Annotated in this window: 26 protein-coding genes; 13 read left to right on the top strand and 13 right to left on the bottom strand. The window is 60.0% G+C overall.

The window, feature by feature from the left end:
* Window positions 1–30: 30 nt before the first annotated feature.
* The 10 genes from MKZ87_RS25335 to MKZ87_RS25290 form a co-directional block, all read right to left on the bottom strand.
* Entirely contained in the window at window positions 31–306 is a 276-nt protein-coding gene (locus MKZ87_RS25335) for an HPr family phosphocarrier protein (protein WP_085698459.1), read from the bottom strand.
* A gap of 15 nt (window positions 307–321) precedes the next feature.
* Window positions 322–1,179 (bottom strand): RNase adapter RapZ, encoded by an 858-nt coding sequence (rapZ, locus tag MKZ87_RS25330; RefSeq protein WP_085698460.1) that lies wholly within the window; start codon window positions 1,177–1,179, stop codon window positions 322–324.
* 2 nt (window positions 1,180–1,181) lie between these two features.
* A complete protein-coding gene (ptsN, locus tag MKZ87_RS25325) occupies window positions 1,182–1,646 on the bottom strand; it encodes a PTS IIA-like nitrogen regulatory protein PtsN (RefSeq protein WP_007953580.1) in 465 nt (154 codons plus the stop codon).
* Between the two features lie 11 nt (window positions 1,647–1,657).
* Window positions 1,658–1,966, bottom strand: coding sequence for a ribosome hibernation-promoting factor, HPF/YfiA family (gene hpf / locus MKZ87_RS25320; protein WP_085698461.1), 309 nt, complete (start codon window positions 1,964–1,966; stop codon window positions 1,658–1,660).
* A 73-nt stretch (window positions 1,967–2,039) separates the two neighbouring features.
* Complete coding sequence (locus MKZ87_RS25315) at window positions 2,040–3,533, bottom strand: RNA polymerase factor sigma-54 (protein WP_085698462.1); 1,494 nt, start codon at window positions 3,531–3,533, stop codon at window positions 2,040–2,042.
* Between the two features lie 186 nt (window positions 3,534–3,719).
* Complete coding sequence (lptB, locus tag MKZ87_RS25310) at window positions 3,720–4,445, bottom strand: LPS export ABC transporter ATP-binding protein (RefSeq protein WP_007953572.1); 726 nt, start codon at window positions 4,443–4,445, stop codon at window positions 3,720–3,722.
* On the bottom strand, window positions 4,445–4,990 hold the full coding sequence (gene lptA / locus MKZ87_RS25305; protein ID WP_085698463.1) for a lipopolysaccharide transport periplasmic protein LptA: 546 nt from the start codon (window positions 4,988–4,990) through the stop codon (window positions 4,445–4,447). The genes lptB and lptA overlap by 1 nt, the downstream gene beginning before the upstream one ends.
* Complete coding sequence (lptC, locus tag MKZ87_RS25300) at window positions 4,977–5,549, bottom strand: LPS export ABC transporter periplasmic protein LptC (protein WP_007953568.1); 573 nt, start codon at window positions 5,547–5,549, stop codon at window positions 4,977–4,979. Before lptC ends, lptA begins: the two co-directional genes overlap by 14 nt.
* An 8-nt stretch (window positions 5,550–5,557) precedes the next feature.
* On the bottom strand, window positions 5,558–6,082 hold the full coding sequence (locus tag MKZ87_RS25295; protein ID WP_085698464.1) for a KdsC family phosphatase: 525 nt from the start codon (window positions 6,080–6,082) through the stop codon (window positions 5,558–5,560).
* A complete protein-coding gene (locus MKZ87_RS25290) occupies window positions 6,083–7,057 on the bottom strand; it encodes a KpsF/GutQ family sugar-phosphate isomerase (protein WP_085698465.1) in 975 nt (324 codons plus the stop codon). It lies immediately after the preceding gene.
* A 276-nt stretch (window positions 7,058–7,333) separates the two neighbouring features.
* Between MKZ87_RS25290 and MKZ87_RS25285 the strand changes: the two genes are divergently transcribed.
* The 10 genes from MKZ87_RS25285 to hisC all read left to right on the top strand — a co-directional run bounded on the left by MKZ87_RS25285 (window position 7,334) and on the right by hisC (window position 15,286).
* Window positions 7,334–8,146, top strand: coding sequence for an ATP-binding cassette domain-containing protein (locus MKZ87_RS25285; protein ID WP_007953564.1), 813 nt, complete (start codon window positions 7,334–7,336; stop codon window positions 8,144–8,146).
* Window positions 8,146–8,943 carry a lipid asymmetry maintenance ABC transporter permease subunit MlaE gene (gene mlaE, locus MKZ87_RS25280; RefSeq protein WP_007953561.1) on the top strand — a complete coding sequence of 266 codons (798 nt, stop codon included), beginning with the start codon at window positions 8,146–8,148 and terminating at the stop codon, window positions 8,941–8,943. The genes MKZ87_RS25285 and mlaE overlap by 1 nt, the downstream gene beginning before the upstream one ends.
* Window positions 8,943–9,410, top strand: a complete 468-nt coding sequence (gene mlaD, locus MKZ87_RS25275) for an outer membrane lipid asymmetry maintenance protein MlaD (RefSeq protein WP_085698466.1) — start codon at window positions 8,943–8,945, stop codon at window positions 9,408–9,410. Before mlaE ends, mlaD begins: the two co-directional genes overlap by 1 nt.
* A gap of 11 nt (window positions 9,411–9,421) precedes the next feature.
* The gene (locus MKZ87_RS25270; protein WP_085698467.1) at window positions 9,422–10,072 is read left to right on the top strand and encodes an MlaC/ttg2D family ABC transporter substrate-binding protein; all 651 of its coding nucleotides are present in this window, start codon (window positions 9,422–9,424) and stop codon (window positions 10,070–10,072) included.
* On the top strand, window positions 10,069–10,374 hold the full coding sequence (locus MKZ87_RS25265) for an STAS domain-containing protein (protein WP_007953557.1): 306 nt from the start codon (window positions 10,069–10,071) through the stop codon (window positions 10,372–10,374). The genes MKZ87_RS25270 and MKZ87_RS25265 overlap by 4 nt, the downstream gene beginning before the upstream one ends.
* A 115-nt stretch (window positions 10,375–10,489) precedes the next feature.
* The gene (locus MKZ87_RS25260) at window positions 10,490–10,729 is read left to right on the top strand and encodes a BolA family protein (protein WP_039769303.1); all 240 of its coding nucleotides are present in this window, start codon (window positions 10,490–10,492) and stop codon (window positions 10,727–10,729) included.
* Window positions 10,730–10,751: 22 nt separating this feature from the next.
* Window positions 10,752–12,017, top strand: a complete 1,266-nt coding sequence (gene murA / locus MKZ87_RS25255) for a UDP-N-acetylglucosamine 1-carboxyvinyltransferase (RefSeq protein WP_085698469.1) — start codon at window positions 10,752–10,754, stop codon at window positions 12,015–12,017.
* A 127-nt stretch (window positions 12,018–12,144) separates the two neighbouring features.
* Window positions 12,145–12,780, top strand: coding sequence for an ATP phosphoribosyltransferase (hisG, locus tag MKZ87_RS25250; RefSeq protein ID WP_065260859.1), 636 nt, complete (start codon window positions 12,145–12,147; stop codon window positions 12,778–12,780).
* A gap of 125 nt (window positions 12,781–12,905) precedes the next feature.
* Entirely contained in the window at window positions 12,906–14,231 is a 1,326-nt protein-coding gene (gene hisD, locus MKZ87_RS25245; protein WP_234206466.1) for a histidinol dehydrogenase, read from the top strand.
* A 2-nt stretch (window positions 14,232–14,233) separates the two neighbouring features.
* Window positions 14,234–15,286: a histidinol-phosphate transaminase gene (gene hisC / locus MKZ87_RS25240; protein WP_266202116.1), complete on the top strand. Its 1,053-nt coding sequence runs from the start codon at window positions 14,234–14,236 to the stop codon at window positions 15,284–15,286.
* 48 nt (window positions 15,287–15,334) lie between these two features.
* Here the strand turns inward: hisC and MKZ87_RS25235 are convergent, their stop codons facing one another.
* The 3 genes from MKZ87_RS25235 to algW form a co-directional block, all read right to left on the bottom strand.
* Window positions 15,335–16,054 (bottom strand): DUF4198 domain-containing protein, encoded by a 720-nt coding sequence (locus tag MKZ87_RS25235; RefSeq protein WP_234206472.1) that lies wholly within the window; start codon window positions 16,052–16,054, stop codon window positions 15,335–15,337.
* A 12-nt stretch (window positions 16,055–16,066) separates the two neighbouring features.
* Window positions 16,067–18,172: a TonB-dependent siderophore receptor gene (locus tag MKZ87_RS25230; RefSeq protein ID WP_266202115.1), complete on the bottom strand. Its 2,106-nt coding sequence runs from the start codon at window positions 18,170–18,172 to the stop codon at window positions 16,067–16,069.
* A gap of 87 nt (window positions 18,173–18,259) precedes the next feature.
* Window positions 18,260–19,417: a Do family serine endopeptidase AlgW gene (algW, locus tag MKZ87_RS25225; RefSeq protein ID WP_085702481.1), complete on the bottom strand. Its 1,158-nt coding sequence runs from the start codon at window positions 19,415–19,417 to the stop codon at window positions 18,260–18,262.
* Between the two features lie 103 nt (window positions 19,418–19,520).
* Between algW and MKZ87_RS25220 the strand changes: the two genes are divergently transcribed.
* From MKZ87_RS25220 to cysN, 3 genes are all read left to right on the top strand, one after another.
* Entirely contained in the window at window positions 19,521–20,279 is a 759-nt protein-coding gene (locus MKZ87_RS25220; protein WP_085702482.1) for a Nif3-like dinuclear metal center hexameric protein, read from the top strand.
* A gap of 249 nt (window positions 20,280–20,528) precedes the next feature.
* Window positions 20,529–21,446: a sulfate adenylyltransferase subunit CysD gene (gene cysD / locus MKZ87_RS25215; RefSeq protein WP_007953546.1), complete on the top strand. Its 918-nt coding sequence runs from the start codon at window positions 20,529–20,531 to the stop codon at window positions 21,444–21,446.
* A 9-nt stretch (window positions 21,447–21,455) separates the two neighbouring features.
* Complete coding sequence (cysN, locus tag MKZ87_RS25210; protein WP_266202114.1) at window positions 21,456–23,354, top strand: sulfate adenylyltransferase subunit CysN; 1,899 nt, start codon at window positions 21,456–21,458, stop codon at window positions 23,352–23,354.
* Window positions 23,355–23,404 lie beyond the last annotated feature (50 nt).

The following is a 23,404-nucleotide window of genomic DNA, read 5'->3' as shown; positions in this document are numbered from 1 at the left end:
AGGGAGCGAACTCCCTCGCCTCAAGCGTTCTCAACCACCTTCGTCGAAGTAGTTGTTAATCAGCGTTACCAACTCGTCCATGGCTTCCTGTTCCTGATGACCTTCGGTGCTCAGGTAGATTTTGGTGCCCTTGCCTGCAGCGAGCATCATCATCGCCATGATGCTTTTGCCGTCAACCGTGGTTTCCGGGGTGCGGCCCACTCTGATCGTGCAATCGGGAAACTTACCCGCCACCCCGACGAATTTTGCCGATGCGCGGGCATGCAGGCCCAGCTTGTTGATAATTTCTATTTCCCGAGCAGGCATCGCGGTGTGAATCCTTTAGCTGAGGTCGCGGTGGCGAACCTGGACGTTCTTCAGGGTCTTCTGCAGCGCCTGGCCAAGACGTTCGGTCAGGTAAACGGAGCGGTGATGCCCGCCGGTGCAGCCGATGGCAATGGTGACATAAGCGCGGTTGCTCGCCGCAAAGCGCGGCAACCATTTGTACAGATACGAGTAAATGTCCTGGTACATCTCCTCGACCTCCGGCTGCGCCGCCAGATACTCGGCGACCGGCTGATCGAGACCGGATTGCGCGCGCAGCTCCGGTTTCCAGTACGGATTCGGCAGGCAGCGTACATCGAACACCAGATCCGCATCCACCGGCATGCCGCGTTTGAAACCGAACGACTCCACCAGAAACGCAGTGCCCGGCTCAGGCTGGTTCAGCAGGCGCAGCTTGATGGTGTCGCGCAGTTGATAGAGATTGAGGTTAGTGGTGTTGACCTTTAGATCGGCCAGATCGGCGATCGGGCCCAGCAGGGCGGTTTCGTCGTTGATGGCTTCGGCCAGCGAGCGGTTGGCATTGCTGAGCGGGTGACGACGACGGGTCTCCGAAAAACGTTTGAGCAATGTTTCGTCATCGGCATCCAGGTACAGGACATCGCACTGGATGTGCCGGCTGCGAACTTCCTCGAGCAGCTCTGGAAAACGTGACAGATGGCTCGGCAGGTTGCGGGCGTCGATCGAGACAGCCACCAGCGGCTGGAGCATTTCGGTATGCACCAGCGCGCGCTCGGCGAGATCCGGAAGCAAGCCGGCAGGCAGGTTGTCAATGCAGTAGTAGCCATTGTCCTCAAGGACATCCAGGGCAGTACTCTTACCCGAGCCGGAACGGCCACTGACAATGATCAAGCGCATGATTACGGCCTGTTCTGTTCTTCCAGTACAACCTGGTACAAGGCTTCGTTGCTTGGTGCGCTACGCAGTCTGTCGCGTACATCCTTGCGGTCGAGCATGCTGGCGATCTGGCGTAAAAGCTCCAGGTGAGCATCGGTGGCGGCTTCCGGCACCAGCAGGACGAACAGAAGGTCCACAGGCGCGCCGTCGATAGCGTCAAAATCGATAGGGGCGTCAAGGTGCATCAGCGCACTGATCGGCGCTTCGCAGCCCTTGAGGCGGCAGTGGGGAATGGCGATGCCGTTGCCAAAACCGGTGGAACCCAGTTTTTCACGGGCAATCAATGCCTCGAAGACATCTTGCATCTCCAGATCCGGGACTTCCCGGGCGATCAGGTTGGCAATTTGTTCGAGGGCTTTCTTTTTACTGCCGCCCGGCACGTTCACCAGGGAACGGCCGGGGGTCAGGATACTTTCAAGTCGGATCATGGGGGTGGGGGTTATCGACCGGTAGCGCCCTGAAGCAGGCTCTGGGTCTTTTCCTTATGCTTTTTGAGTTGTTTATCAAGCTTGTCGGTCAGCGCGTCGATCGCAGCGTACATGTCAGTATGTTCCGCGTTAGCGACGACTTCATTGCCGGGAATATGCATCGTGGCTTCGATTTTCTGCTTCAGCTTTTCGACGCACATCGTGACTTGCACGTTGGTGATCTTGTCGAAATGTCCCTCAAGCCTCTTGAGCTTTTGCTCAACGTACTCACGGAGAGGTTGGGTAACTTCCAGTTGGTGTCCACTGATGTTGACTTGCATACAGCTTCTCCTTCGTTGCCAGTGCATAAAGCGGCAGGCCGAAGAGCCTGCCACTGGAACGCTGTAACGTGGCTTACATCAACCGCTTGCGTTCGCTCGAAGGCGCGATCCCGAGGGATTCGCGGTACTTGGCGACGGTGCGGCGAGCCACCTGAATGCCTTGTGCCTCCAGTAAACCAGCGATCTTGCTGTCACTCAACGGCTTTTTCTGATTTTCCGCGGCAACCAGTTTCTTGATGATCGCGCGGATCGCCGTGGACGAGCATTCACCGCCTTCGGAGGTGCTTACATGGCTGGAGAAAAAGTATTTCAGCTCATATATGCCCCGCGGGGTATGCATGAATTTTTGCGTGGTCACTCGGGAAATTGTCGACTCGTGCATGCCCACTGCTTCAGCGATGTCATGCAGGACCAGCGGCTTCATGGCTTCGTCGCCGTACTCCAGGAAGCCGCGCTGATGCTCGACGATCTGGGTGGCAACTTTCATCAGGGTTTCGTTGCGGCTCTGCAGGCTCTTGATGAACCAGCGGGCTTCCTGCAACTGATTGCGCATGAAGGTGTTGTCGGCACTGGTGTCGGCACGACGTACGAAACCGGCGTACTGGGCGTTGACCCGCAGACGCGGCACTGATTCCTGGTTCAGCTCCACCAGCCAGCGTTCGTTGTCCTTGCGTACGATGACGTCAGGCACCACGTATTCGGCTTCGGTCGACTCGATCTGCGAGCCGGGGCGCGGGTTGAGGCTCTGCACCAGTTCGATGACCTGGCGCAGTTCGTCTTCCTTGAGCTTCATGCGGCGCATCAGTTGGCTGTAGTCGCGGCTGCCGAGCAGGTCGATGTAATCGGTAACCAGGCGCTTGGCTTCGGCCAGCCAAGGGGTCTTGGCCGACAGCTGGCGCAATTGCAATAGCAGGCATTCGCCCAGGTTGCGCGCGCCGATGCCGGCCGGTTCGAACTGCTGGATGCGGTGCAGGACGGCTTCGATCTCGTCCAGCTCGATATCGAGTTCCGGATCAAAGGCGTCGAGGATTTCTTCGAGGGTTTCGTCGAGGTAGCCCTGATTGTTGATGCAATCGATCAGGGTGACCGCGATCAGGCGATCGGTGTCGGACATCGGTGCCAGATTCAATTGCCACAGCAGGTGGCTTTGCAGGCTCTCGCCGGCGGAAGTGCGGGTGGTGAAGTCCCACTCGTCATCATCGCTGCTCGGCAGGCTGCTGGCACTGGTCTGATAGACGTCTTCCCAGGCGGTGTCGACGGGTAGATCGTTGGGGATTCGCTCGTTCCATTCGCCGTCTTCGAGGTTATCGACTGTCGGCGCGGTCTCCTGATAGGAGGGTTCCTGGATCTCGGTGTTGGGCTTCTGTTCGGCGTTGTCGGCCATGGGATCGGAGTTGTCGAAGTCGTCGCCGTCTTCCTGGCGTTCGAGCATCGGATTGGATTCCAGAGCCTCCTGGATTTCCTGCTGCAGATCCAGGGTCGACAATTGGAGCAGGCGGATGGCCTGTTGCAGCTGCGGTGTCATCGTCAGCTGCTGGCCCATTCTCAAGACTAGCGATGGTTTCATGGCAGGGGCTTAACACCTTATTCGCCGGCGCTATGCGCCATCCACTACAGGGCGCCGGGGCGCCAAACTTAAGCAAATTATATGCCTGAAACTGTCGTGTTTGCCTAGAGCGCTGTAACAATAAAAGCGTATAAAAAAGCGCTTCAACGTTACAGCACCCGAACGGCTGATCGAATGCCGTCTTGCTTACAGGCGGAACTCGTGACCCAGGTAGACTTCCTTCACCAGATCGTTGGCGAGGATGGTCGCGGAGTCGCCTTCAGCGATCAACTGGCCGTCGTTGACGATGTAGGCGGTTTCGCAGATATCCAGCGTCTCGCGGACGTTGTGGTCGGTGATCAGTACACCGATGCCCTTGGCCTTGAGGTGGTGGATGATCTGCTTGATGTCGCCGACCGAGATAGGGTCGACACCCGCGAACGGTTCGTCGAGCAGGATGAACTTCGGTGCCGTGGCCAGTGCGCGGGCGATTTCCACCCGGCGGCGCTCACCACCGGACAGGCTCATGCCTAGGTTGTCGCGGATGTGGCTGATGTGGAATTCCTGCAGCAGGCTTTCCAGCTCCTTGCGACGACCGGCCTTGTCGAGTTCCTGGCGGGTCTCGAGGATGGCCATGATGTTGTCGGCGACCGACAGTTTGCGGAAGATCGACGCCTCCTGCGGCAGATAGCCGATACCAGCCTTGGCGCGACCGTGCATCGGCTGGTGGCTGACGTCCAGATCGTCGATCAGTACGCGACCCTGATCGGCCTGGACCAGGCCGACGATCATGTAGAAACAGGTGGTCTTGCCGGCGCCGTTCGGGCCGAGCAGGCCGACGATCTGACCGCTGTCGATCGACAGGCTGACGTCGCGCACGACCTGGCGGCTTTTATAGGCCTTGGCCAGGTGCTGAGCTTTCAGAGTTGCCATTACTGGGTTTTCTCGTCGGTTTTCTTCTTCGGCTGAATCACCATGTCGATGCGCGGACGCGCTTCGGTGACCTTGCTGCCAGTGGCTCGACCGGCGCTGGCCAGTTTTTTCACCGTGTCATAGACGATTTTCTCGCCTTGAGTGGTGTTGTTGTCCTTGTCGACGACTTTGGCCTTGTCGATCAGTACAACGCGGTTCTGCTGTGCGTGGTACTGAATGGTCACGCCCCAGCCCTGAACGGGTTTGGTGTCACCGGCAGTCTGCAACTGTTCGAAGTAGGCGAGGTTGCCCACCGAAGTCACGACGTCGATGTCGCCGTTGGGCGCACGGGTCATGGTCACGGTGTTGCCTTTGACGACCATCGAACCCTGGGTGATGATCACGTCGCCTTTATAGGTGGCAACGCCGTTCTTGTCGTCCAGCTGGGCATCGTCGGCCTGAATGCGGATTGGCTGCTCTTGATCGTTCGGCAGAGCCCAGGCGCTCACGCTTCCCAGTGCTGCGCCCAGACTGAGCAAAATAGGGAGGGTTTTAACGAGCCTCATACTGTCCTCTTACGTTCGATAGCAGGTGTATCCTGCTTTCCTTCAAATACGCTTTCATTCCTACGCCAGTCGATACACCGCCAGCGCCGTCGATTCTAACGGGTTGCTGGGTCTGCGCATATTGCTGCTGCGGGAACACCGTCATGCGAGTGGAGGTGATCAGGGTATCGCGGTTCTTTTCGTCGGTGCGCTTGACACGTACCGAGTCGATCAGTTCGACCTCGGTGCCACCGGAGTTCACTTCGCCGCGTTCACTGGTCACGTGCCATGGAAAATCGGTGCCACGGAACATGTTCAGATCGGGCTTGGTGACCAGTGTAATGTCGGTCGCCTTGACGTGCTCAGCCTTGTCGGACGTCATTTCGTACTGCACTTTGCCGTCTTCGAGGTACTGGATCGTGTGTGTATTGGTCGCATACCAGTCGATCGGGCTTTCCTCTGCCGAAACCGGCGGTTTGTCGAGGAAGCGCTCCGGGCTGATGTTCCAGTAGCCGACCGCACCGAAAATCGCTGCGATGCAACCGAACAGCAGGATGTTGCGAAACTTTTTGCTAAACATGGTTGGACTCACAGGTACGCGTTGTTGGCGGCGTCGAGGCTGCCTTGGGCGCGCAGGATCAGTTCGCAGAATTCGCGGGCGGCACCTTCGCCGCCCCGGGCCTGGGTCACGCCATGGGCGTGCTCGCGCACGAATGCAGCGGCGTTGGCTACGGCCATGCCCAGCCCCACGCGGCGGATCACCGGCAGATCCGGCAGGTCGTCACCGAGATAGGCCACTTGTTCATAGCTTAGGCCCAGTTGCTCCAGAAGACCGTCGAGAACGACCAGTTTGTCTTCGCGGCCCTGAAACAGGTGCGCAATGCCGAGGTTTTTTGCCCGGCGCTCGACCACCGGAGTCTTGCGACCGCTGATGATGGCGGTCTGGACGCCGGCGTTCATCAGCATCTTGATGCCCTGGCCATCGAGCGTATTGAAAGTCTTGAACTCGCTGCCGTCTTCAAGGAAGTACAGGCGACCGTCGGTGAGGACGCCGTCGACGTCGAAAACCGCCAGTTTGATGGCTTTGCCGCGTTGCAGCAGATCGTTGCTCATTTACATCACTCCTGCGCGCAGCAGATCGGAGAGGTTGAAGGCGCCGACCGGGCGATCCTCTTCATCCACGACAACCAGTGCGTTGATTCGGTGGTCTTCCATGATTTTCAGGGCCTCGGCGGCGAGCATCTCGGCGCGGGCGGTCTTGCCGTGCACGGTCATCACCTGGTCGATGGTGGCGCTGTGGATATCGATGCTGCGATCCAGGGTGCGACGCAGGTCGCCGTCAGTGAAGATCCCGGCCAGTTTGCCGTCCGCTTCAAGAATGACGGTCATGCCCAGACCCTTGCGGGTCATTTCCATCAATGCATCCTTGAGCAGGGTGCCGCGCTGTACCTGCGGCAGTTCCTGACCGGCGTGCATGACATTCTCCACTTTAAGCAGCAGGCGCCGTCCCAGCGCGCCGCCCGGGTGGGAAAAGGCGAAGTCTTCGGCGGTGAAGCCGCGCGCTTCCAGCAGCGCCACGGCCAGGGCGTCGCCCATGACCAGTGCGGCGGTGGTCGAGGAGGTCGGCGCCAGGTTCAGCGGGCAGGCTTCGTGCTCGACGTGCACGTTGAGATTGACCTCGGCAGCCTTGGCCAGCGGCGATTGCGGATTGCCGGTGACGCTGATCAGCTGGATGCCCAGGCGTTTGATCAGTGGCAGCAGGGTAACGATTTCGTTGGTGGAGCCGGAGTTCGACAGGGCCAGAATCACGTCGTCACGGGTGATCATGCCCATGTCGCCGTGACTGGCCTCGGCCGGGTGCACGAAAAACGCCGGGGTGCCGGTGCTGGCCAGGGTCGCGGCAATCTTGTTGCCGATGTGTCCGGACTTGCCCATGCCGACCACGACAACACGGCCCTTGCTGGCCAGAATCATCTCGCAAGCGCGTACGAAATCGGCGTCGATATGGGGCAACAAGCCTTGTACGGCTTCCACTTCGAGGCGGACGGTGCGTTGTGCCGATTGAATCAGGTCGCTGGTTTGGCTCATGTCAGAAATCGTATAGCCCGATGAAAAGGCGGCGATTATAGCGGTTATGTTGAAAAGCCTCACGCAAGTTCGTCGTGCTTTGTCATTCCTTGTTGCCAAAACTCTGTAAATAAGGCTTCAAGCCCTTCAAGTCGCAGAAGGCAGGCCGGTGCAGGCCTTGGGCGCTTGCCCTTTGCAGTGATATAGTTCGCCGCCAGTTCGGCCTGCCCGGGATGTAGGGGCTTTCCTCCAGAAAGCCAGGTGTCCGAGTGAGAGGCTGCATCGCAAGGAGTTTAGATGAGTGCCGATAACGCCTACGCGGTCGAGCTGAAGGGAGTCTCCTTCAAGCGCGGTGCGCGGAGCATTTTCAATAACGTCGATATCCGCATCCCGCGCGGCAAGGTCACCGGCATCATGGGACCTTCCGGGTGTGGCAAGACCACACTGTTGCGCCTGATGGGCGCCCAGTTGCGGCCATCCAAAGGCGAGGTCTGGGTCAACGGCCAGAACCTGCCGAAGCTGTCGCGCAGCGATCTGTTCGATGCGCGCAAACACATGGGCGTGCTGTTTCAGAGCGGTGCGCTGTTCACCGATCTTGATGTGTTCGAGAACGTCGCCTTTCCGCTGCGGGTTCATACCGATCTGCCGGACGAGATGATTCGCGACATCGTGCTGCTCAAGTTGCAGGCCGTGGGCCTGCGCGGTGCGATCGAGCTGATGCCTGATGAGCTGTCTGGCGGCATGAAACGTCGTGTCGCCCTGGCCCGGGCCATTGCCCTCGATCCGCAGATCCTGATGTACGACGAACCGTTCGTCGGCCAGGACCCGATCGCTATGGGTGTTCTGGTTCGCCTGATCCGGCTGCTCAATGATGCCCTGGGAATCACCAGTATCGTGGTGTCGCACGATCTCGCCGAAACCGCGAGCATTGCCGACTACATCTATGTGGTCGGTGATGGCCAGGTATTGGGGCAGGGCACGCCGGATGAACTGATGAGTTCGGACGATCCGCGTATCCGCCAGTTCATGACCGGTGAACCCGACGGCCCGGTGCCGTATCACTTTCCAGCGCCGGATTACCGCGCAGATCTTCTGGGGAAGCGCCGCTGATGCGCAGAATTACTTTAATGGAGCGTGTGCGTCGTTTCGGCCTCGCCGGCATCGACAGCGTCGCAGTGTTCGGGCGTTCGACCCTGTTCCTGTTTCATGCCTTGCTCGGGCGGGGCGGCATCGGCGGCGGTTTTGGTCTGCTGGTCAAGCAGTTGCATTCCGTCGGCGTGATGTCGCTGGTGATCATCGTGGTGTCCGGGATCTTCATCGGCATGGTGCTGGCGCTGCAGGGCTTCAACATCCTGTCGAGCTATGGCTCGGAGCAGGCTGTCGGGCAGATGGTGGCGCTGACCCTGCTGCGTGAGTTGGGGCCGGTGGTGACCGCCCTGTTGTTCGCCGGTCGTGCCGGTTCGGCGCTGACGGCGGAAATCGGCAACATGAAGTCCACCGAGCAGCTGTCCAGCCTGGAAATGATCGGGGTCGACCCGCTCAAGTACATCATCGCCCCGCGTCTGTGGGCCGGCTTCATTTCCCTGCCGGTGCTGGCGATGATTTTCAGCGTGGTCGGTATCTGGGGCGGTTCGTGGGTCGCCGTCGACTGGCTGGGCGTCTACGAAGGTTCCTACTGGTCGAACATGCAGAACAGCGTGAGCTTCGGTGACGATGTGCTCAACGGCATCATCAAAAGTGCAGTATTCGCTTTTGTCGTCACCTGGATCGCCGTATTTCAAGGCTATGACTGCGAACCCACTTCCGAGGGAATCAGCCGTGCCACCACCAAGACCGTGGTTTACGCCTCGCTGGCAGTACTCGGCCTGGACTTTATTCTGACCGCTTTGATGTTTGGAGATTTCTGATGCAAAACCGCACCCTGGAAATCGGTGTCGGCCTGTTCCTGCTGGCAGGGATCCTGGCTTTGTTGCTGCTCGCTTTGCGGGTCAGTGGCCTTTCTCCGACTTCGACCACCGATACTTACAAGCTTTACGCGTATTTCGACAATATCGCCGGTTTGACGGTCAGAGCCAAAGTGACCATGGCGGGTGTGACGATCGGCAAGGTCACCGCGATCGATCTGGACCGCGACAGCTTCACCGGTCGGGTGACCCTGCAAGTGGATAAAAGCGTCGACAACCTGCCGACCGACTCCACAGCATCTATCCTGACTGCGGGTCTGCTGGGCGAGAAATACATCGGTATCAGCGTGGGCGGGGAAGACACCCTGCTCAAGGATGGTGGAACCATCCACGACACGCAGTCGTCTCTGGTACTGGAAGACCTGATCGGTAAATTCCTGCTCAATACCGTTAGCAAAGACGCCAAATGAGGAGCTTTTGAATGATCTCTACCTTGCGACGTGGCCTGTTGGTGTTGCTTGCGGCGCTGCCGCTGGTGGCTAACGCCGTGGCGGTACAGTCGGCGCACGATCTGGTTCAGGACACTACAAACCGGATGCTCGCCGATCTGTCGGCCAATAAAGAGAAGTACAAGCAGGATCCACAGGATTTCTACACGGCGCTGAACACCATCGTCGGCCCTGTGGTAGATGCCGAAGGCATTTCCAAGAGCATCATGACGGTCAAGTATTCGCGCAAGGCAACCCCGGCGCAGATGAAGACCTTCGAGGAAAACTTCAAGCGCGGCCTGTTCCAGTTCTACGGCAATGCGCTGCTCGAGTACAACAATCAGGGCATTACCGTTGATGCGCCCAAGGACGAGTCTGGCGACCGCACCAGCGTCGGCATGACCGTCAAGGGCAACAACGGCGCGATCTATCCGGTGTCGTACACCCTGGAGAAGATCAACGGCGAGTGGAAACTGCGCAACGTCATCATCAACGGCATCAACATCGGCAAGCTGTTCCGTGACCAGTTCGCCGACGCGATGCAGCGCAATGGCAACGACCTGGACAAGACCATCAACGGCTGGGCCGGGGAAGTCGCCAAGGCCAAGCAGTCGGCCGAGCAGAACGAGAAGCCTGCCCAATGACCGAGTCGGCCATTCGTCTGGACGAAGCCAGTGAGCTGCAGCTCAGTGGCGTGCTGGATTACCGCACCGGGCCCGATCTGCGTGAGCAGGGCCGGGCGCTGATCAAGTCGTGCAATGCCCCGGCATTGGTGATCGATTGCTCGGCGGTGGAGAAGTCCAGCAGCGTCGGTCTGTCGCTGCTGCTGTGCTTCATTCGCGATGCGAAGGCCGCCGGCAAGGCGGTCAGTATTCGCGGGATGCCCGAAGACATGCGCGAAATTGCTCAGGTCAGCGAGCTGACCGAGCTTTTGGCGCAACCCTGAATCCGCATCAATAGAGAAGCCCCCCGTCAGAGTCCTGCGCAGCGGGGTTCGCAGGCGCGGGGCTTTTTTGTATGATGTCCGACCCGTGCGCACAGGGCGCCGATTGAGGTTGAGCATGCAGGCCGTAGAAGTGAAGAGCTTCCTTGAAGGAAAGCTGCCAGGAACGCTGGTGGAAGTTGAAGGCGAAGGCTGCAACTTTCAGCTGAACGTGATTAGTGATGAACTGGCGGCGTTGAGCCCGGTCAAGCGTCAGCAAAGCATCTATGCCCATTTGAACCCTTGGATCGCCGATGGCAGCATCCACGCGGTCACTATGAAATTTTTCAGCAGCGCGGCCTGGGCCGAGCGCACCTGAGCCCTAGGGCGTCGAGATTCTTATGGATAAATTGATAATTACCGGTGGCGCTCGTCTTGATGGCGAGATCCGCATCTCCGGGGCGAAGAACTCCGCCCTGCCGATCCTGGCCGCCACCCTGCTGTGCGATGGCCCGGTTACCGTTGGCAACCTGCCGCACCTGCACGACATCACCACCATGATCGAGCTGTTCGGTCGCATGGGCATCGAGCCTGTGATCGACGAAAAGCTCAGCGTCGAAATCGACCCGCGCACCATCAAGACCCTGGTCGCTCCGTACGAGCTGGTGAAAACCATGCGCGCCTCGATCCTGGTACTGGGTCCGATGGTTGCGCGTTTCGGTGAAGCCGAAGTCGCACTGCCTGGCGGCTGCGCCATCGGTTCGCGTCCGGTCGACCTGCACATCCGTGGCCTGGAAGCCATGGGCGCGGTCATCGACGTCGAAGGCGGCTACATCAAGGCCAAGGCGCCTGAAGGCGGCCTGCGTGGCGCGCACTTCTTCTTCGATACCGTCAGCGTGACCGGTACCGAGAACATCATGATGGCCGCTGCTCTGGCCAAGGGCCGCAGCGTGCTGCAGAACGCCGCTCGCGAGCCGGAAGTCGTCGACCTGGCGAACTTCCTCAACGCCATGGGTGCCAAGGTATCCGGTGCCGGTACCGACACCATCACCATCGACGGCGTCGAGCGTCTAGGTTCGGCTTTCTATAAGGTCATGCCTGACCGTATCGAAACCGGCACCTACCTGGTGGCTGCTGCGGTCACCGGTGGCCGCGTGAAGGTCAAGGACACTGATCCGACCATCCTTGAAGCCGTTCTGGAAAAACTCCGTGAGTCCGGCGCAGAAGTCACCACCGGTGAAGACTGGATCGAGCTGAACATGCACGGCAAGCGCCCGAAAGCGGTCAACGTGCGCACTGCGCCGTACCCGGCGTTCCCGACCGACATGCAGGCGCAGTTCATCTCGCTCAACGCCATTGCCGAAGGCACCGGTGCCGTGATCGAGACGATCTTCGAAAACCGCTTCATGCATGTGTACGAACTGCACCGCATGGGCGCCAAGATCCAGGTCGAAGGCAATACGGCCATCGTGACCGGTACTGAAATCCTGAAGGGCGCGCCAGTGATGGCAACCGACCTGCGGGCCTCGGCCAGTCTGGTGATCTCGGCCCTGATGGCCGAAGGCGATACCCTGATCGACCGCATCTACCACATCGACCGTGGTTACGAATGCATCGAGGAAAAACTGCAGATGCTGGGCGCGAAGATCCGTCGCGTTCCGGGCTAGTCGCTGCATCTGGACACAGGGAAGTGTCCGTTGAATTCGTTTTGATCGGGGGTGGCAACGCCCTCGATGTATGTCCGGCGCCGATTGCGACCGGACATGAGTACCTTGATAAGGACTGACGTTTCCCATGTTGACCATCGCACTGTCCAAGGGCCGCATCCTTGACGACACCCTGCCGCTTCTCGCCGAAGCGGGCATCGTGCCGACCGAGAATCCGGACAAGAGCCGCAAGCTGATCATCCCCACGACCCAGGAAGACGTTCGCCTGTTGATCGTGCGGGCCACCGACGTGCCGACCTATGTCGAGCATGGCGCGGCCGACCTCGGCGTTGCCGGTAAAGACGTGCTGATGGAATACACCGGCCAGGGTCTGTACGAGCCGCTGGATCTGCAGATTGCCCGGTGCAAGCTGATGACTGCCGGCAAGGTCGGCGCCGTCGAGCCCAAGGGCCGCCTGCGCGTCGCCACCAAATTCGTCAATGTCGCCAAGCGCTACTACGCCGAGCAGGGCCGTCAGGTCGACATCATCAAGCTTTATGGCTCGATGGAGCTGGCACCGCTGATCGGCCTGGCCGACAAGATCATCGACGTGGTCGACACCGGCAACACCCTGCGCGCCAACGGCCTGGAACCCCAGGAACTGATCGCCACGATCAGCTCGCGTCTGGTGGTCAATAAAGCTTCGATGAAAATGCAACACGCCCGAATCCAGGCGTTGATCGACACCCTGCGCAAGGCAGTGGAGTCTCGACACCGCGGCTGATGTACCTGCGCGACGTTAAGTCGCGCCCGTCTATCCGCCTCATAGCCAGAATCTCAGGTGCCCAAGCGGATCGAATGGTAATTTCGGGCGCCTGAGTTTTTTGCCATTCCTATGAGGCTCTCGCTATGACCGCACCGACTGCAATTCGCCGACTCAACGCTGCTGACCCGGATTTCGCGCATCATCTGGATCATCTGCTGAGCTGGGAAAGTGTGTCTGACGACTCGGTCAATCAGCGGGTGCTGGACATCATCAAGGCTGTGCGCGAGCGCGGTGACGCGGCGCTGGTCGAGTTCACCCGGAAATTCGATGGCCTGGAAGTCGCTTCGATGGCGGACCTGATCCTGCCGCGCGAGCGCCTGGAACTGGCCCTGACCCGCATCACTGTCCCGCAACGCGAAGCGCTGGAAAAAGCGGCGGCCCGCGTGCGCAGCTATCACGAAAAACAGAAGCAGGATTCCTGGAGCTACACCGAAGCCGACGGCACGGTGCTGGGCCAGAAAGTCACGCCACTGGATCGCGCCGGTCTGTACGTGCCGGGCGGCAAGGCGTCGTATCCGTCATCGGTATTGATGAACGCGATTCCGGCCAAGGTTGCCGGCGTGGCCGAAGTGGTCATGGTGGTGCCGACCCCGCGCGGTGAAGTCAACGAACTGGTGCTGGCAGCAGCGTGCATTGCCGGTGTTGACCGGGTGTTCACCATCGGTGGCGCGCAAGCCGTTGCCGCGTTGGCCTATGGCACCGAAAGCGTGCCGCAGGTGGACAAGGTTGTCGGCCCGGGCAACATCTACGTCGCCACTGCCAAGCGTCACGTGTTCGGTCAGGTCGGCATCGACATGATCGCCGGCCCGTCGGAAATCCTCGTGGTATGCGACGGCCAGACCGATCCGGACTGGATCGCCATGGACCTGTTTTCCCAGGCCGAGCACGATGAAGACGCCCAGGCAATCCTGGTCAGCCCGGACGCCGAATTCCTCGACAAGGTTGCCGCCAGCATCGACAAACTGCTGCCGACCATGGATCGCGCCACCATCATTGAAACCTCGATCAATGGCCGTGGTGCCCTGATTCACGTGCGCGACATGGCCCAGGCCATCGAAGTCGCCAACCGTATCGCCCCGGAACACCTTGAACTGTCGGTCGCCGACCCGCAGGCCTGGCTGCCGCAGATCCGCCACGCCGGCGCGATCTTCATGGGGCGTCACACCTCCGAAGCGCTGGGCGACTACTGCGCCGGTCCGAACCACGTGCTGCCGACCTCCGGCACTGCGCGTTTCTCCTCGCCGCTGGGCGTGTATGACTTCCAGAAACGTTCGTCGATCATCTTCTGCTCCGAGGCCGGTGCTTCGGAACTGGGCAAGACTGCATCGATCCTGGCCCGTGGCGAATCCTTGAGCGCCCACGCGCGCAGCGCCGAATACCGCATCAAAGACGACGTGAAGGGGAACTGAACATGAGCAAATTCTGGAGCCCGTTCGTCAAGGATCTGGTGCCTTACGTGCCGGGCGAGCAGCCGAAGCTGACCCGTCTGGTCAAGCTCAACACCAACGAAAACCCGTACGGCCCGTCGCCAAAAGCCTTGGCGGCGATGCAGGCCGAACTCAACGACAACCTGCGTCTGTATCCGGATCCGAACAGCGACCGGCTGAAAAACGCTGTCGCCGAATACTACGGCGTGCAGAGCAATCAGGTGTTCCTCGGCAACGGTTCGGATGAAGTGCTGGCGCACATCTTTCACGGCCTGTTGCAACACGATCAGCCGATCCTGTTCCCGGACATCAGCTACAGCTTCTATCCGGTCTACTGCGGTCTCTACGGCATCACGTTTGACGCGGTGTCGCTGGATGCGCAGTTCCGGATCAACCCTGCCGACTACGCCAAACCGAACGGCGGGATCATCTTCCCCAACCCGAACGCGCCGACCGGTTGCCTGCTGGCGCTGGAAGCGGTCGAGCAGATCCTCAAGGCCAGCCCGGATTCAGTGGTGGTGGTCGACGAGGCCTACATCGACTTCGGCGGCGAAACCGCGATCAGTCTGGTCGAGCGTTATCCGAACCTGCTGGTCACCCAGACGCTGTCCAAATCCCGTTCGCTGGCGGGCCTGCGGGTCGGTCTGGCGGTCGGCCATCCGGATCTGATCGAGGCGCTGGAACGGATCAAGAACAGCTTCAACTCCTACCCGATCGATCGTATGGCCAATGTCGGCGCGGCGGCAGCGTTCGAGGATCGCGAGTACTTCGACAAGACCTGCGCACTGGTCATAGAGAGTCGCGAGTGGGTGGTTGCGCAGTTGCAGGCCAAAGGTTTTGAAGTGCTGCCGTCAGCGGCCAACTTCATCTTCGCCCGGCATCCGCAACACGATGCGGCGGGGCTGGCGGCCAAACTGCGTGAGCAGGGCGTGATCGTGCGCCATTTCAAACAGGAGCGGATTGCCCAGTTCCTGCGGATCTCGATCGGCACGCCGGAACAGAATCAGGCGTTGATCGACGGTCTGGGCGAACTCTGAAACGACGCTGATCCCTGTGGGTTCAGTCCCGCAGGGATCAGCGCTGGTTTATTCGTGATGCGGCTCGCCAAGGAACGTCAACGAACTGAACAACCCTCTGCTGCTCACCTCTGCACTGTCCTTCACCGGCACTTCCACCTGCGCCGCAATCACATTCAATCCCTCATTACGCACCAGCACCTGAGCGCGGCCGTCCTTGTCGGTTTCAGTGCTCAAGGTATTCGGCGCGCTGCGGTAGTCACCGATCAACTTCACGCCCGCGGCCGGTTTGCCATCCAGCAACACCCGCACCGGCAATGATTTCCCCGGGCCGACGGTCAGCGGATCGACCTCCGGCAAAATCAGCAATTTGATCTGATCCAGTTTGGGCAACTTCGCTCCGGGCTGATAAATCGCCAGGCTGTACTTGAGGGTCTCGGTCGACTCGATGGCTCCCGGGACTTTGCTACGCCCCTCGTTGACCCATTTCTTGTCGGCGGTTTGCGACCACATGCCGTTGTTCAGGGCCACGGCCATCACCGCCGGCGGTTTCAACGGTTGCAGGCGGGCGTGATCTGCCAGGCGCTGCACGCTGACGGGAATCATCTTGCCGCTTGCGTCATAGGCCCACGCTCCGCTGACTTTCTGCGGTTTGAACGCATTGTCCTCGGCACCGTGTCCGTAGACGACTTCGATATTGCCGCGCCTTTGTTCGGTCCACAAACCATGGGCCGAGGCGTGAGTGGCGAAGAGCGCGGCGATGAACAGCAGGGATTTGCCGTATTGCATGGAGACGTCCTTTTACAGGTTGAGTGTCAGGCTGACCGTGAAATTGCGCGGCTCGCCGGGGTTGACCCAGTAGTTGCTGTACGAGCGCTCGTAATACTTTTCGTCGAACAGGTTGTTCAGGTTCAGGCCGACGGTGATGTTGTCGCTGGCCTTGTAATGGGCCAGCAGGTCAACGGTGTGATAGGCCGGCAGCTCGAAATCGCTGCCGGACTCACCTGAGCGGTCACCGACGTAAGTGAACGCCGCGCCGATATCCGAGCCGCGCAAGCGGCCGTCCTGAAACTCGTAGACACCCAGCAGGCTGCCGCTGCGTTTGGCCACCCCGAGGATGCGGCTACCGGCAGGAATCGCGGCATCACCCTTGGTGACTTCGGCGTCGATCCAGGCGAAGGCGCCGATAACCCTGACGGCGTCGGTGACTTGCCCGGTGACTTGCAGATCGAAACCCCGGCTGCGGGCCTTGCCCATGGCGCGGCTGGTGTCGGTGCCCGGGTCGAGGGCGAGGACGTTTTCCTTGTCGATATGGAAGAAGGCGAGGGTGCTGCTTAACCGTTCGTCGAACAGCTCGTTCTTGATGCCGATTTCGTAACCCACGCCTTCTTCCGGATCGAAGGATTTGCCAGCCACATCGAGGCCGTTGTTCGGTTTGAATGAGGTCGAGGCGTTGGCGAACAGGCCGGTGTCCGGTGTCAGTTGATAGAGCAGGCCGGCACGTTGGGTGAGCGCGTCGTGGGTCTGGCGGCTGGTGGTGTTGCGGCTGTGGTCATCGATGGTTTGCTCGAAGTGCTCGAATCGCGCCCCGATCATCCCGCGCAGTTTTTCGCTGAAGACGATTTGATCCTGCAGGTTCAGCGCACGGCTTTCGACGTGTTCGAAGAAGTCCGTGCCGGAGCGTGCACCGTTGGGTTTGGGCTGGCCGTATACCGGGTTATAGATATCGATGGCGTAAGGCCTGCCGGCGATGTTGGTGACGCGCTCGTTCTTGCGGAAGTTCTCGTACTCGCTGCCGATCAGCAGTTCGTGCTGCCAGGTGCCAAGGTCGAACAGACCGCGCAGTTCCAACTGGGTGATGCTGTCGTGCCAGTTGGTATCGCGTTCGCGATAGCGGCGGTTGACTGAGTGGCCATCGGCATTCAAAGGACGGCTTTCAGAGGCGAATCCCCAGAGTTTGCCTTCCTTGTAGTGGCTGGCCAGGCGCAGTTTCCAGGCATCGTTGAGGTGGTGCTCAAGCGTGGCTTGCAGTCTGTTGTTGTGGTTGTCGATGTTGCCGTCGTTCGGTTCACCCAGGAATGTCGAACGCGAGACGCCGCTCCATTTATTGTTTGGCGCAACAATGCCGCGGTCGAAGGTCGAGCTATGACGTACGAATTCGCTCTCCACCAGCAGGCTGGTGTCCGGGTTCAACCGCCAACTGAAAGAGGGGGCGACGAATACACGTTTACTGTCGACGTGGTCGCGAAAACTGTTGTTGTCCTCGACCGCGAGGTTGATCCGCGACAGCACATCTCCCTGATCATCCAGCGGCGTGTTGACGTCCAGCGCGGTGCGATAACGATCCCAACTGCCGGCACTGGTTTGCAGGGTAGTAAACGCTTCGGGCTGCGGTTTTTTGGTGACGATGTTTACCGTGCCACCCGGATCGCCTCGGCCGTACAGGCTGGCGGCTGGTCCTTTGAGCACTTCGATGCGCTCGATGTTGGCAGCGTCGGGTGTGCTCGGGTAGCCACGGTTGGCGCTGAAGCCGTCCTGGTAAAACTCGGAAGTAGTGAAGCCGCGCACACTGTATTCGTAAAGCGTCAGGCCGCCGAAGTTGTTTTGCTTCGACACGCCACCGGCGAATTCCAGCGCACGTTCGACGCTGGTACTACCCAGATCCTTGAGTACGGTGGCGGGCACCACGCTGATGGCCTGTGGAATATCGCGGATTGCGGTGTCGGTTTTGGTGGCGCTGGACGAGCGCGTAGCGCGGTACCCTTTGACCGGACCGGTAGGGGATTCGTAATCGGAGGTGACGCTGATGGTATCGAGTTCAAGCGTTTGCGGTTCATCGGCAAACACGGGATCGCCAAGCAGGCCAAGGGTCAGGCCGAGCAGAGAAGCCTTTTTTCGAGACGACATGTTATGTTGTTCCAATGTATTAATTGAAACAATATAACATGCCCGTTGAGAATGTCTGTTATTCGCGCCATTGGCGCGAACAAAGTCTTACTCTTCTTTCTCTTGCACCGGCGCTGGCGGCGGACGCAGGCCGATTTCAGCGGTCAGCTTCAACTCCTTGCCATTGCGCATCACCTGAATCGTGACCTTGTCGGTCGGTTTGATTCGCGCTACCTGGTTCATCGACTTACGGCCATCACCGGCCGGTTCGCCGTCGATGCTCAGGATCACATCACCCAGTTGCAGGCCGGCCTTCTGTGCCGGGCCGTCGCGGAAAATGCCCGCCACCACGATTCCCGGGCGCCCGGACAGGCCAAACGACTCGGCCAGTTCCTGGGTCAGCGGCTGCACTTCAATGCCGAGCCAGCCGCGAATCACCTGACCGTGCTCGATGATCGATTTCATCACTTCCATCGCCAGTTTCACCGGGATTGCGAAGCCGATGCCTTGCGAGCCGCCGGACTTGGAGAAGATCGCGGTGTTGATGCCGGTGAGGTTACCGTTGGCGTCTACCAGCGCGCCGCCGGAGTTGCCCGGGTTGATCGCGGCGTCGGTCTGAATGAAGTCTTCGTAGTTGTTCAGGCCCAGCTGATTGCGGCCGGTGGCGCTGATGATGCCCATGGTCACGGTCTGGCCGACGCCGAACGGGTTGCCGATGGCCAGTGCGACGTCGCCGATGCGGATGTTGTCGGAACGGCCGACGGTGATCGACGGCAGGTTTTTGAGATCGATTTTCAGGACGGCGAGGTCGGTTTCCGGATCGCTGCCGATCACCCGGGCCAGGGTTTCGCGACCGTCCTTGAGCGCCACGACGATCTGGTCGGCGCCACTGGTAACGTGGTTGTTGGTCAGAATGTAGCCTTCCGGGCTCATGATCACGCCGGAACCGAGGCTGGACTCCATGCGTTTCTGCTTCGGCGAATTGTCACCGAAGAAGCGGCGGAACTGCGGATCCTCGAACAACGGATGCGCCGGTTTGGCGATGACTTTGGTGGTGTAGAGGTTGACCACTGACGGCGCGGCGATGGTCACCGCGTCGGCATAGGACACCGGCCCCTGCTGCACGCTGGTGGTCTGCGGGGCCTGTTGCAGGTTGACGTCAAGGCTTGGAAGCCCGACCCACTGCGGGTAACGCTGAATAATCAACAGAGCGATAAGTACGCCGGCCAACAGCGGCCAGCCGAAAAAACGCAGCGCCTTGAGCATTAAGCACGTCCTGGAAAAGTTGCAGGCGGGGTCAGACCGCCCATAATGTCGCGCATTATACGAGGCCGCGCGCGCCTCTGAACGGGATTTTCAGGAGTCTTTCATGGCCGTTGCCCTCAGTACCCTGGTCGAAGAAGCCGACCGTTACCTCGGCAGTGCGAAAATTGCCGATTATTGCCCCAACGGCCTGCAGGTCGAAGGCCGTCCGCAGGTGATGCGCATCGTCAGCGGCGTCACCGCCAGTCAGGCGCTGCTCGATGCTGCCGTCGAGGCCGAAGCCGATCTGGTGCTGGTGCATCACGGTTATTTCTGGAAGGGCGAGAACCCGTGCATCACCGGCATGAAACAGCGCCGTCTGAAGACGCTGCTCAAGCACGATATCAGCCTGCTCGGTTATCACCTGCCGCTGGATCTGCACCCGGACGTCGGCAACAACGTGCAGCTTGCGCGTCAGCTGGACATCACCGTCGAGGGGCCGCTGGATCCGGACAACCTGAAGGTCGTCGGTCTGGTCGGTTCGCTGAACGAGCCCATGACTCCGCGCGACTTCGCCCGCAAAGTGCAGGAAGTCATGGGCCGCGAGCCGCTGCTGGTCGAGGGCAGTGCGATGATTCGTCGGGTCGGCTGGTGCACCGGGGGCGGTCAGGGCTACATAGACAATGCCATCGCCGCCGGCGTCGATCTGTTCCTCAGCGGCGAAGCCTCCGAGCAGACATTCCACAGCGCCCGGGAAAACGACATCAGCTTCATCGCCGCCGGCCACCACGCCACCGAACGCTACGGCGTGCAGGCGCTGGGCGACTATCTGGCGAAGCGTTTTGCCCTCGAGCACATTTTCATCGACTGTCCGAATCCGATCTGACTTCACCCAAATCCTGTGGGAGCGAGCTTGCTCGCGAAGAGACAGTATCAGTCGCCATCATTGTTGAATGGCAGACCGCTTTCGCGAGCAAGCTCGCTCCCACATTGGCTTTCATCACCCGAACGGGCGGGCATATTCATATGCCCTTTCGATCTAGTTGGCGTCCTGATTAGAAGAGGTCGCTGTGCTAGGATTCGACGCTCGAACACGGCCCGCTGGCCGTTCATAAGAAAGCTTTCGTGAGTAGCCATGGTCGACAAACTGACGCATCTGAAACAGCTGGAGGCGGAAAGCATCCACATCATCCGCGAGGTGGCCGCCGAGTTCGACAACCCGGTGATGCTGTACTCCATCGGTAAAGACTCCGCCGTGATGCTGCATCTGGCACGCAAGGCGTTCTTCCCGGGCAAACTGCCGTTTCCGGTGATGCACGTCGACACCCGCTGGAAATTCCAGGAGATGTACAAGTTCCGCGACAAGATGGTCGAAGAGCTGGGCCTGGATCTGATCACCCACGTCAACCCGGATGGCGTTGCGCAGGGCATCAACCCGTTCACCCACGGCAGCGCCAAGCACACCGACATCATGAAGACCGAGGGCCTGAAGCAGGCGCTCGACAAGCATGGTTTCGACGCAGCCTTCGGCGGTGCCCGTCGCGATGAAGAGAAGTCCCGCGCCAAGGAGCGCGTCTACTCGTTCCGTGACAGCAAGCACCGCTGGGACCCGAAGAACCAGCGTCCCGAGCTGTGGAACGTCTACAACGGCAAGGTCAACAAGGGCGAATCCATTCGTGTGTTCCCGCTGTCGAACTGGACCGAGCTGGACATCTGGCAGTACATCTACCTCGAAGGCATCCCGATCGTACCGCTGTACTTCGCGGCCGAACGTGAAGTGATCGAGAAGAACGGCACGCTGATCATGATCGACGACGAGCGCATCCTCGAGCACCTGTCCGACGAGGACAAGGCGCGCATCGTCAAAAAGAAAGTGCGTTTCCGTACCCTTGGCTGCTACCCGTTGACGGGCGCGGTGGAGTCCGAGGCCGAAAGCCTGACGGACATCATTCAGGAAATGCTCCTGACGCGAACTTCCGAGCGCCAGGGCCGGGTCATCGACCACGATGGCGCAGGCTCGATGGAAGACAAGAAACGTCAAGGCTATTTCTAAGGGGCTGTCATGTCGCACGCATCTGATTTGATCAGCGAGGACATCCTCGCCTACCTGGGCCAGCACGAACGTAAAGAGCTGCTGCGCTTTTTGACCTGCGGTAACGTCGATGACGGCAAGAGCACCCTGATCGGGCGCCTGCTGCACGACTCGAAAATGATCTACGAAGATCACCTGGAAGCCATCACCCGCGATTCGAAGAAAGTCGGCACCACCGGTGACGACATCGACCTGGCATTGCTGGTCGATGGCCTGCAGGCCGAGCGCGAGCAGGGCATCACCATCGATGTCGCGTACCGCTATTTCTCCACCGCCAAGCGCAAATTCATCATCGCCGACACCCCCGGCCATGAGCAGTACACCCGCAACATGGCCACCGGTGCGTCCACCTGTGACCTGGCGATCATCCTGGTCGACGCCCGTTACGGCGTGCAGACCCAGACCCGTCGCCACAGCTTTATCGCCTCACTGCTGGGCATCAAGCACATCGTTGTCGCCATCAACAAGATGGACCTCAAGGGCTTCGATCAGGGCGTGTTCGAGTCGATCAAGGCCGACTACCTGAAGTTCGCCGAAGGCTTGAAGATGAAGCCTACGAGCATGCACTTCGTGCCGATGTCCGCCCTGAAGGGCGACAACGTGGTGAACAAGTCCGAGCGCTCGCCTTGGTACACCGGCCAGTCGCTGATGGAAATCCTTGAGACCGTGGAAGTGGCGGGCGACCGCAACTTCACCGATCTGCGTTTCCCGGTGCAGTACGTCAACCGTCCGAACCTGAACTTCCGTGGTTTCGCCGGCACCCTGGCCAGCGGCATCGTCAAGAAGGGCGACGAAGTCGTGGTCCTGCCGTCGGGCAAGAGCAGCCGCGTGAAATCCATCGTCACCTTCGAAGGTGAACTGGAACACGCAGGTCCTGGCCAAGCGGTAACGCTGACCATGGAAGACGAGATCGACATTTCCCGTGGCGACCTGCTGGTGCACGCCGACAACGTCCCGCCAGTGACCGACAGCTTCGAAGCGATGCTGGTGTGGATGGCTGAAGAGCCGATGCTGCCGGGCAAGAAATACGACATCAAGCGTGCTACCAGTTACGTGCCGGGCTCCATCGCCAGCATCGTCAACAAGGTCGACGTCAACACCCTCGAAGAGGGCCCGGCGAGCGCGTTGCAGCTCAACGAAATCGGCAAGGTGAAGATCGCGCTCGACGCGCCGATCGCCCTCGACGGTTACGACAGCAACCGCACCACCGGCGCGTTCATCGTTATCGACCGTTTGACCAACGGCACCGTCGGCGCCGGCATGATCGTCGCTCAGCCAGTGACCCACGGTACGGCCACGCACCACGGCAAAATGGCCCATGTAGCGACCGAAGAGCGCGCTCAGCGTTTCGGTCAGCAACCGGCTACCGTGCTGTTCAGCGGCCTGTCGGGCGCTGGCAAGAGCACCTTGGCGTACGCCGTCGAGCGCAAGCTGTTCGACATGGGGCGTGCGGTGTTTGTGCTGGATGGCCAGAACTTGCGTCATGACCTCAACAAGGGGCTGCCGCAGGATCGCGCGGGTCGCACCGAGAACTGGAGCCGTGCGGCGCATGTTGCCCGTCAGTTCAACGAAGCCGGTCTGCTGACGCTGGCGGCCTTTGTGGCGCCGAGTGCGGAAGGTCGCGAGAAGGCCAAGGAACTGATCGGCAAGGATCGCTTGCTGACGGTCTACGTGCAGGCCTCGCCGACAGTGTGCGCCGAACGTGATCCGCAAGGGCTGTACGCCGCTGGTGGCGACAACATCCCGGGCGAATCCTTTCCGTACGACGTGCCGCTCAACGCCGACCTGGTGATCGACACGCAGTCGCTGAGTCTGGAAGAAAGCGTCAAGCAAGTGCTGGAGCTGTTGCGGCAGCGCGGCGCGATTTAAGCACTGAAGCAGCGACAAGCTTCCAGTTTCAAGCGGCAAGAAAAAGCCCG

This window comes from Pseudomonas sp. MCal1 (genome assembly GCF_026341415.1).
GTDB lineage: Bacteria > Pseudomonadota > Gammaproteobacteria > Pseudomonadales > Pseudomonadaceae > Aquipseudomonas.
Note: the sequence above shows the minus strand (reverse complement) of the source record. Positions and strands in the feature narration are given on the sequence as shown.

What these genes read in the sequence shown, in the direction of transcription:
- murA (WP_085698469.1), top strand. Translation starts at nt 10,752, where the DNA reads ATGGATAAATTGATAATTACCGGTGGCGCTCGTCTTGATGGCGAGATC.
- MKZ87_RS25285 (WP_007953564.1), top strand. Translation starts at nt 7,334, where the DNA reads ATGAGTGCCGATAACGCCTACGCGGTCGAGCTGAAGGGAGTCTCCTTC.
- MKZ87_RS25230 (WP_266202115.1), bottom strand. Translation starts at nt 18,172, where the DNA reads ATGTCGTCTCGAAAAAAGGCTTCTCTGCTCGGCCTGACCCTTGGCCTG.
- hisC (WP_266202116.1), top strand. Translation starts at nt 14,234, where the DNA reads ATGAGCAAATTCTGGAGCCCGTTCGTCAAGGATCTGGTGCCTTACGTG.
- mlaD (WP_085698466.1), top strand. Translation starts at nt 8,943, where the DNA reads ATGCAAAACCGCACCCTGGAAATCGGTGTCGGCCTGTTCCTGCTGGCA.
- hpf (WP_085698461.1), bottom strand. Translation starts at nt 1,966, where the DNA reads ATGCAAGTCAACATCAGTGGACACCAACTGGAAGTTACCCAACCTCTC.
- hisG (WP_065260859.1), top strand. Translation starts at nt 12,145, where the DNA reads ATGTTGACCATCGCACTGTCCAAGGGCCGCATCCTTGACGACACCCTG.
- MKZ87_RS25260 (WP_039769303.1), top strand. Translation starts at nt 10,490, where the DNA reads ATGCAGGCCGTAGAAGTGAAGAGCTTCCTTGAAGGAAAGCTGCCAGGA.
- algW (WP_085702481.1), bottom strand. Translation starts at nt 19,417, where the DNA reads ATGCTCAAGGCGCTGCGTTTTTTCGGCTGGCCGCTGTTGGCCGGCGTA.
- mlaE (WP_007953561.1), top strand. Translation starts at nt 8,146, where the DNA reads ATGCGCAGAATTACTTTAATGGAGCGTGTGCGTCGTTTCGGCCTCGCC.
- lptB (WP_007953572.1), bottom strand. Translation starts at nt 4,445, where the DNA reads ATGGCAACTCTGAAAGCTCAGCACCTGGCCAAGGCCTATAAAAGCCGC.
- MKZ87_RS25335 (WP_085698459.1), bottom strand. Translation starts at nt 306, where the DNA reads ATGCCTGCTCGGGAAATAGAAATTATCAACAAGCTGGGCCTGCATGCC.
- MKZ87_RS25235 (WP_234206472.1), bottom strand. Translation starts at nt 16,054, where the DNA reads ATGCAATACGGCAAATCCCTGCTGTTCATCGCCGCGCTCTTCGCCACT.
- MKZ87_RS25295 (WP_085698464.1), bottom strand. Translation starts at nt 6,082, where the DNA reads ATGAGCAACGATCTGCTGCAACGCGGCAAAGCCATCAAACTGGCGGTT.
- cysD (WP_007953546.1), top strand. Translation starts at nt 20,529, where the DNA reads ATGGTCGACAAACTGACGCATCTGAAACAGCTGGAGGCGGAAAGCATC.
- lptC (WP_007953568.1), bottom strand. Translation starts at nt 5,549, where the DNA reads ATGTTTAGCAAAAAGTTTCGCAACATCCTGCTGTTCGGTTGCATCGCA.
- MKZ87_RS25290 (WP_085698465.1), bottom strand. Translation starts at nt 7,057, where the DNA reads ATGAGCCAAACCAGCGACCTGATTCAATCGGCACAACGCACCGTCCGC.
- MKZ87_RS25315 (WP_085698462.1), bottom strand. Translation starts at nt 3,533, where the DNA reads ATGAAACCATCGCTAGTCTTGAGAATGGGCCAGCAGCTGACGATGACA.
- MKZ87_RS25270 (WP_085698467.1), top strand. Translation starts at nt 9,422, where the DNA reads ATGATCTCTACCTTGCGACGTGGCCTGTTGGTGTTGCTTGCGGCGCTG.
- rapZ (WP_085698460.1), bottom strand. Translation starts at nt 1,179, where the DNA reads ATGCGCTTGATCATTGTCAGTGGCCGTTCCGGCTCGGGTAAGAGTACT.
- cysN (WP_266202114.1), top strand. Translation starts at nt 21,456, where the DNA reads ATGTCGCACGCATCTGATTTGATCAGCGAGGACATCCTCGCCTACCTG.
- MKZ87_RS25220 (WP_085702482.1), top strand. Translation starts at nt 19,521, where the DNA reads ATGGCCGTTGCCCTCAGTACCCTGGTCGAAGAAGCCGACCGTTACCTC.
- ptsN (WP_007953580.1), bottom strand. Translation starts at nt 1,646, where the DNA reads ATGATCCGACTTGAAAGTATCCTGACCCCCGGCCGTTCCCTGGTGAAC.
- lptA (WP_085698463.1), bottom strand. Translation starts at nt 4,990, where the DNA reads ATGAGGCTCGTTAAAACCCTCCCTATTTTGCTCAGTCTGGGCGCAGCA.
- MKZ87_RS25265 (WP_007953557.1), top strand. Translation starts at nt 10,069, where the DNA reads ATGACCGAGTCGGCCATTCGTCTGGACGAAGCCAGTGAGCTGCAGCTC.
- hisD (WP_234206466.1), top strand. Translation starts at nt 12,906, where the DNA reads ATGACCGCACCGACTGCAATTCGCCGACTCAACGCTGCTGACCCGGAT.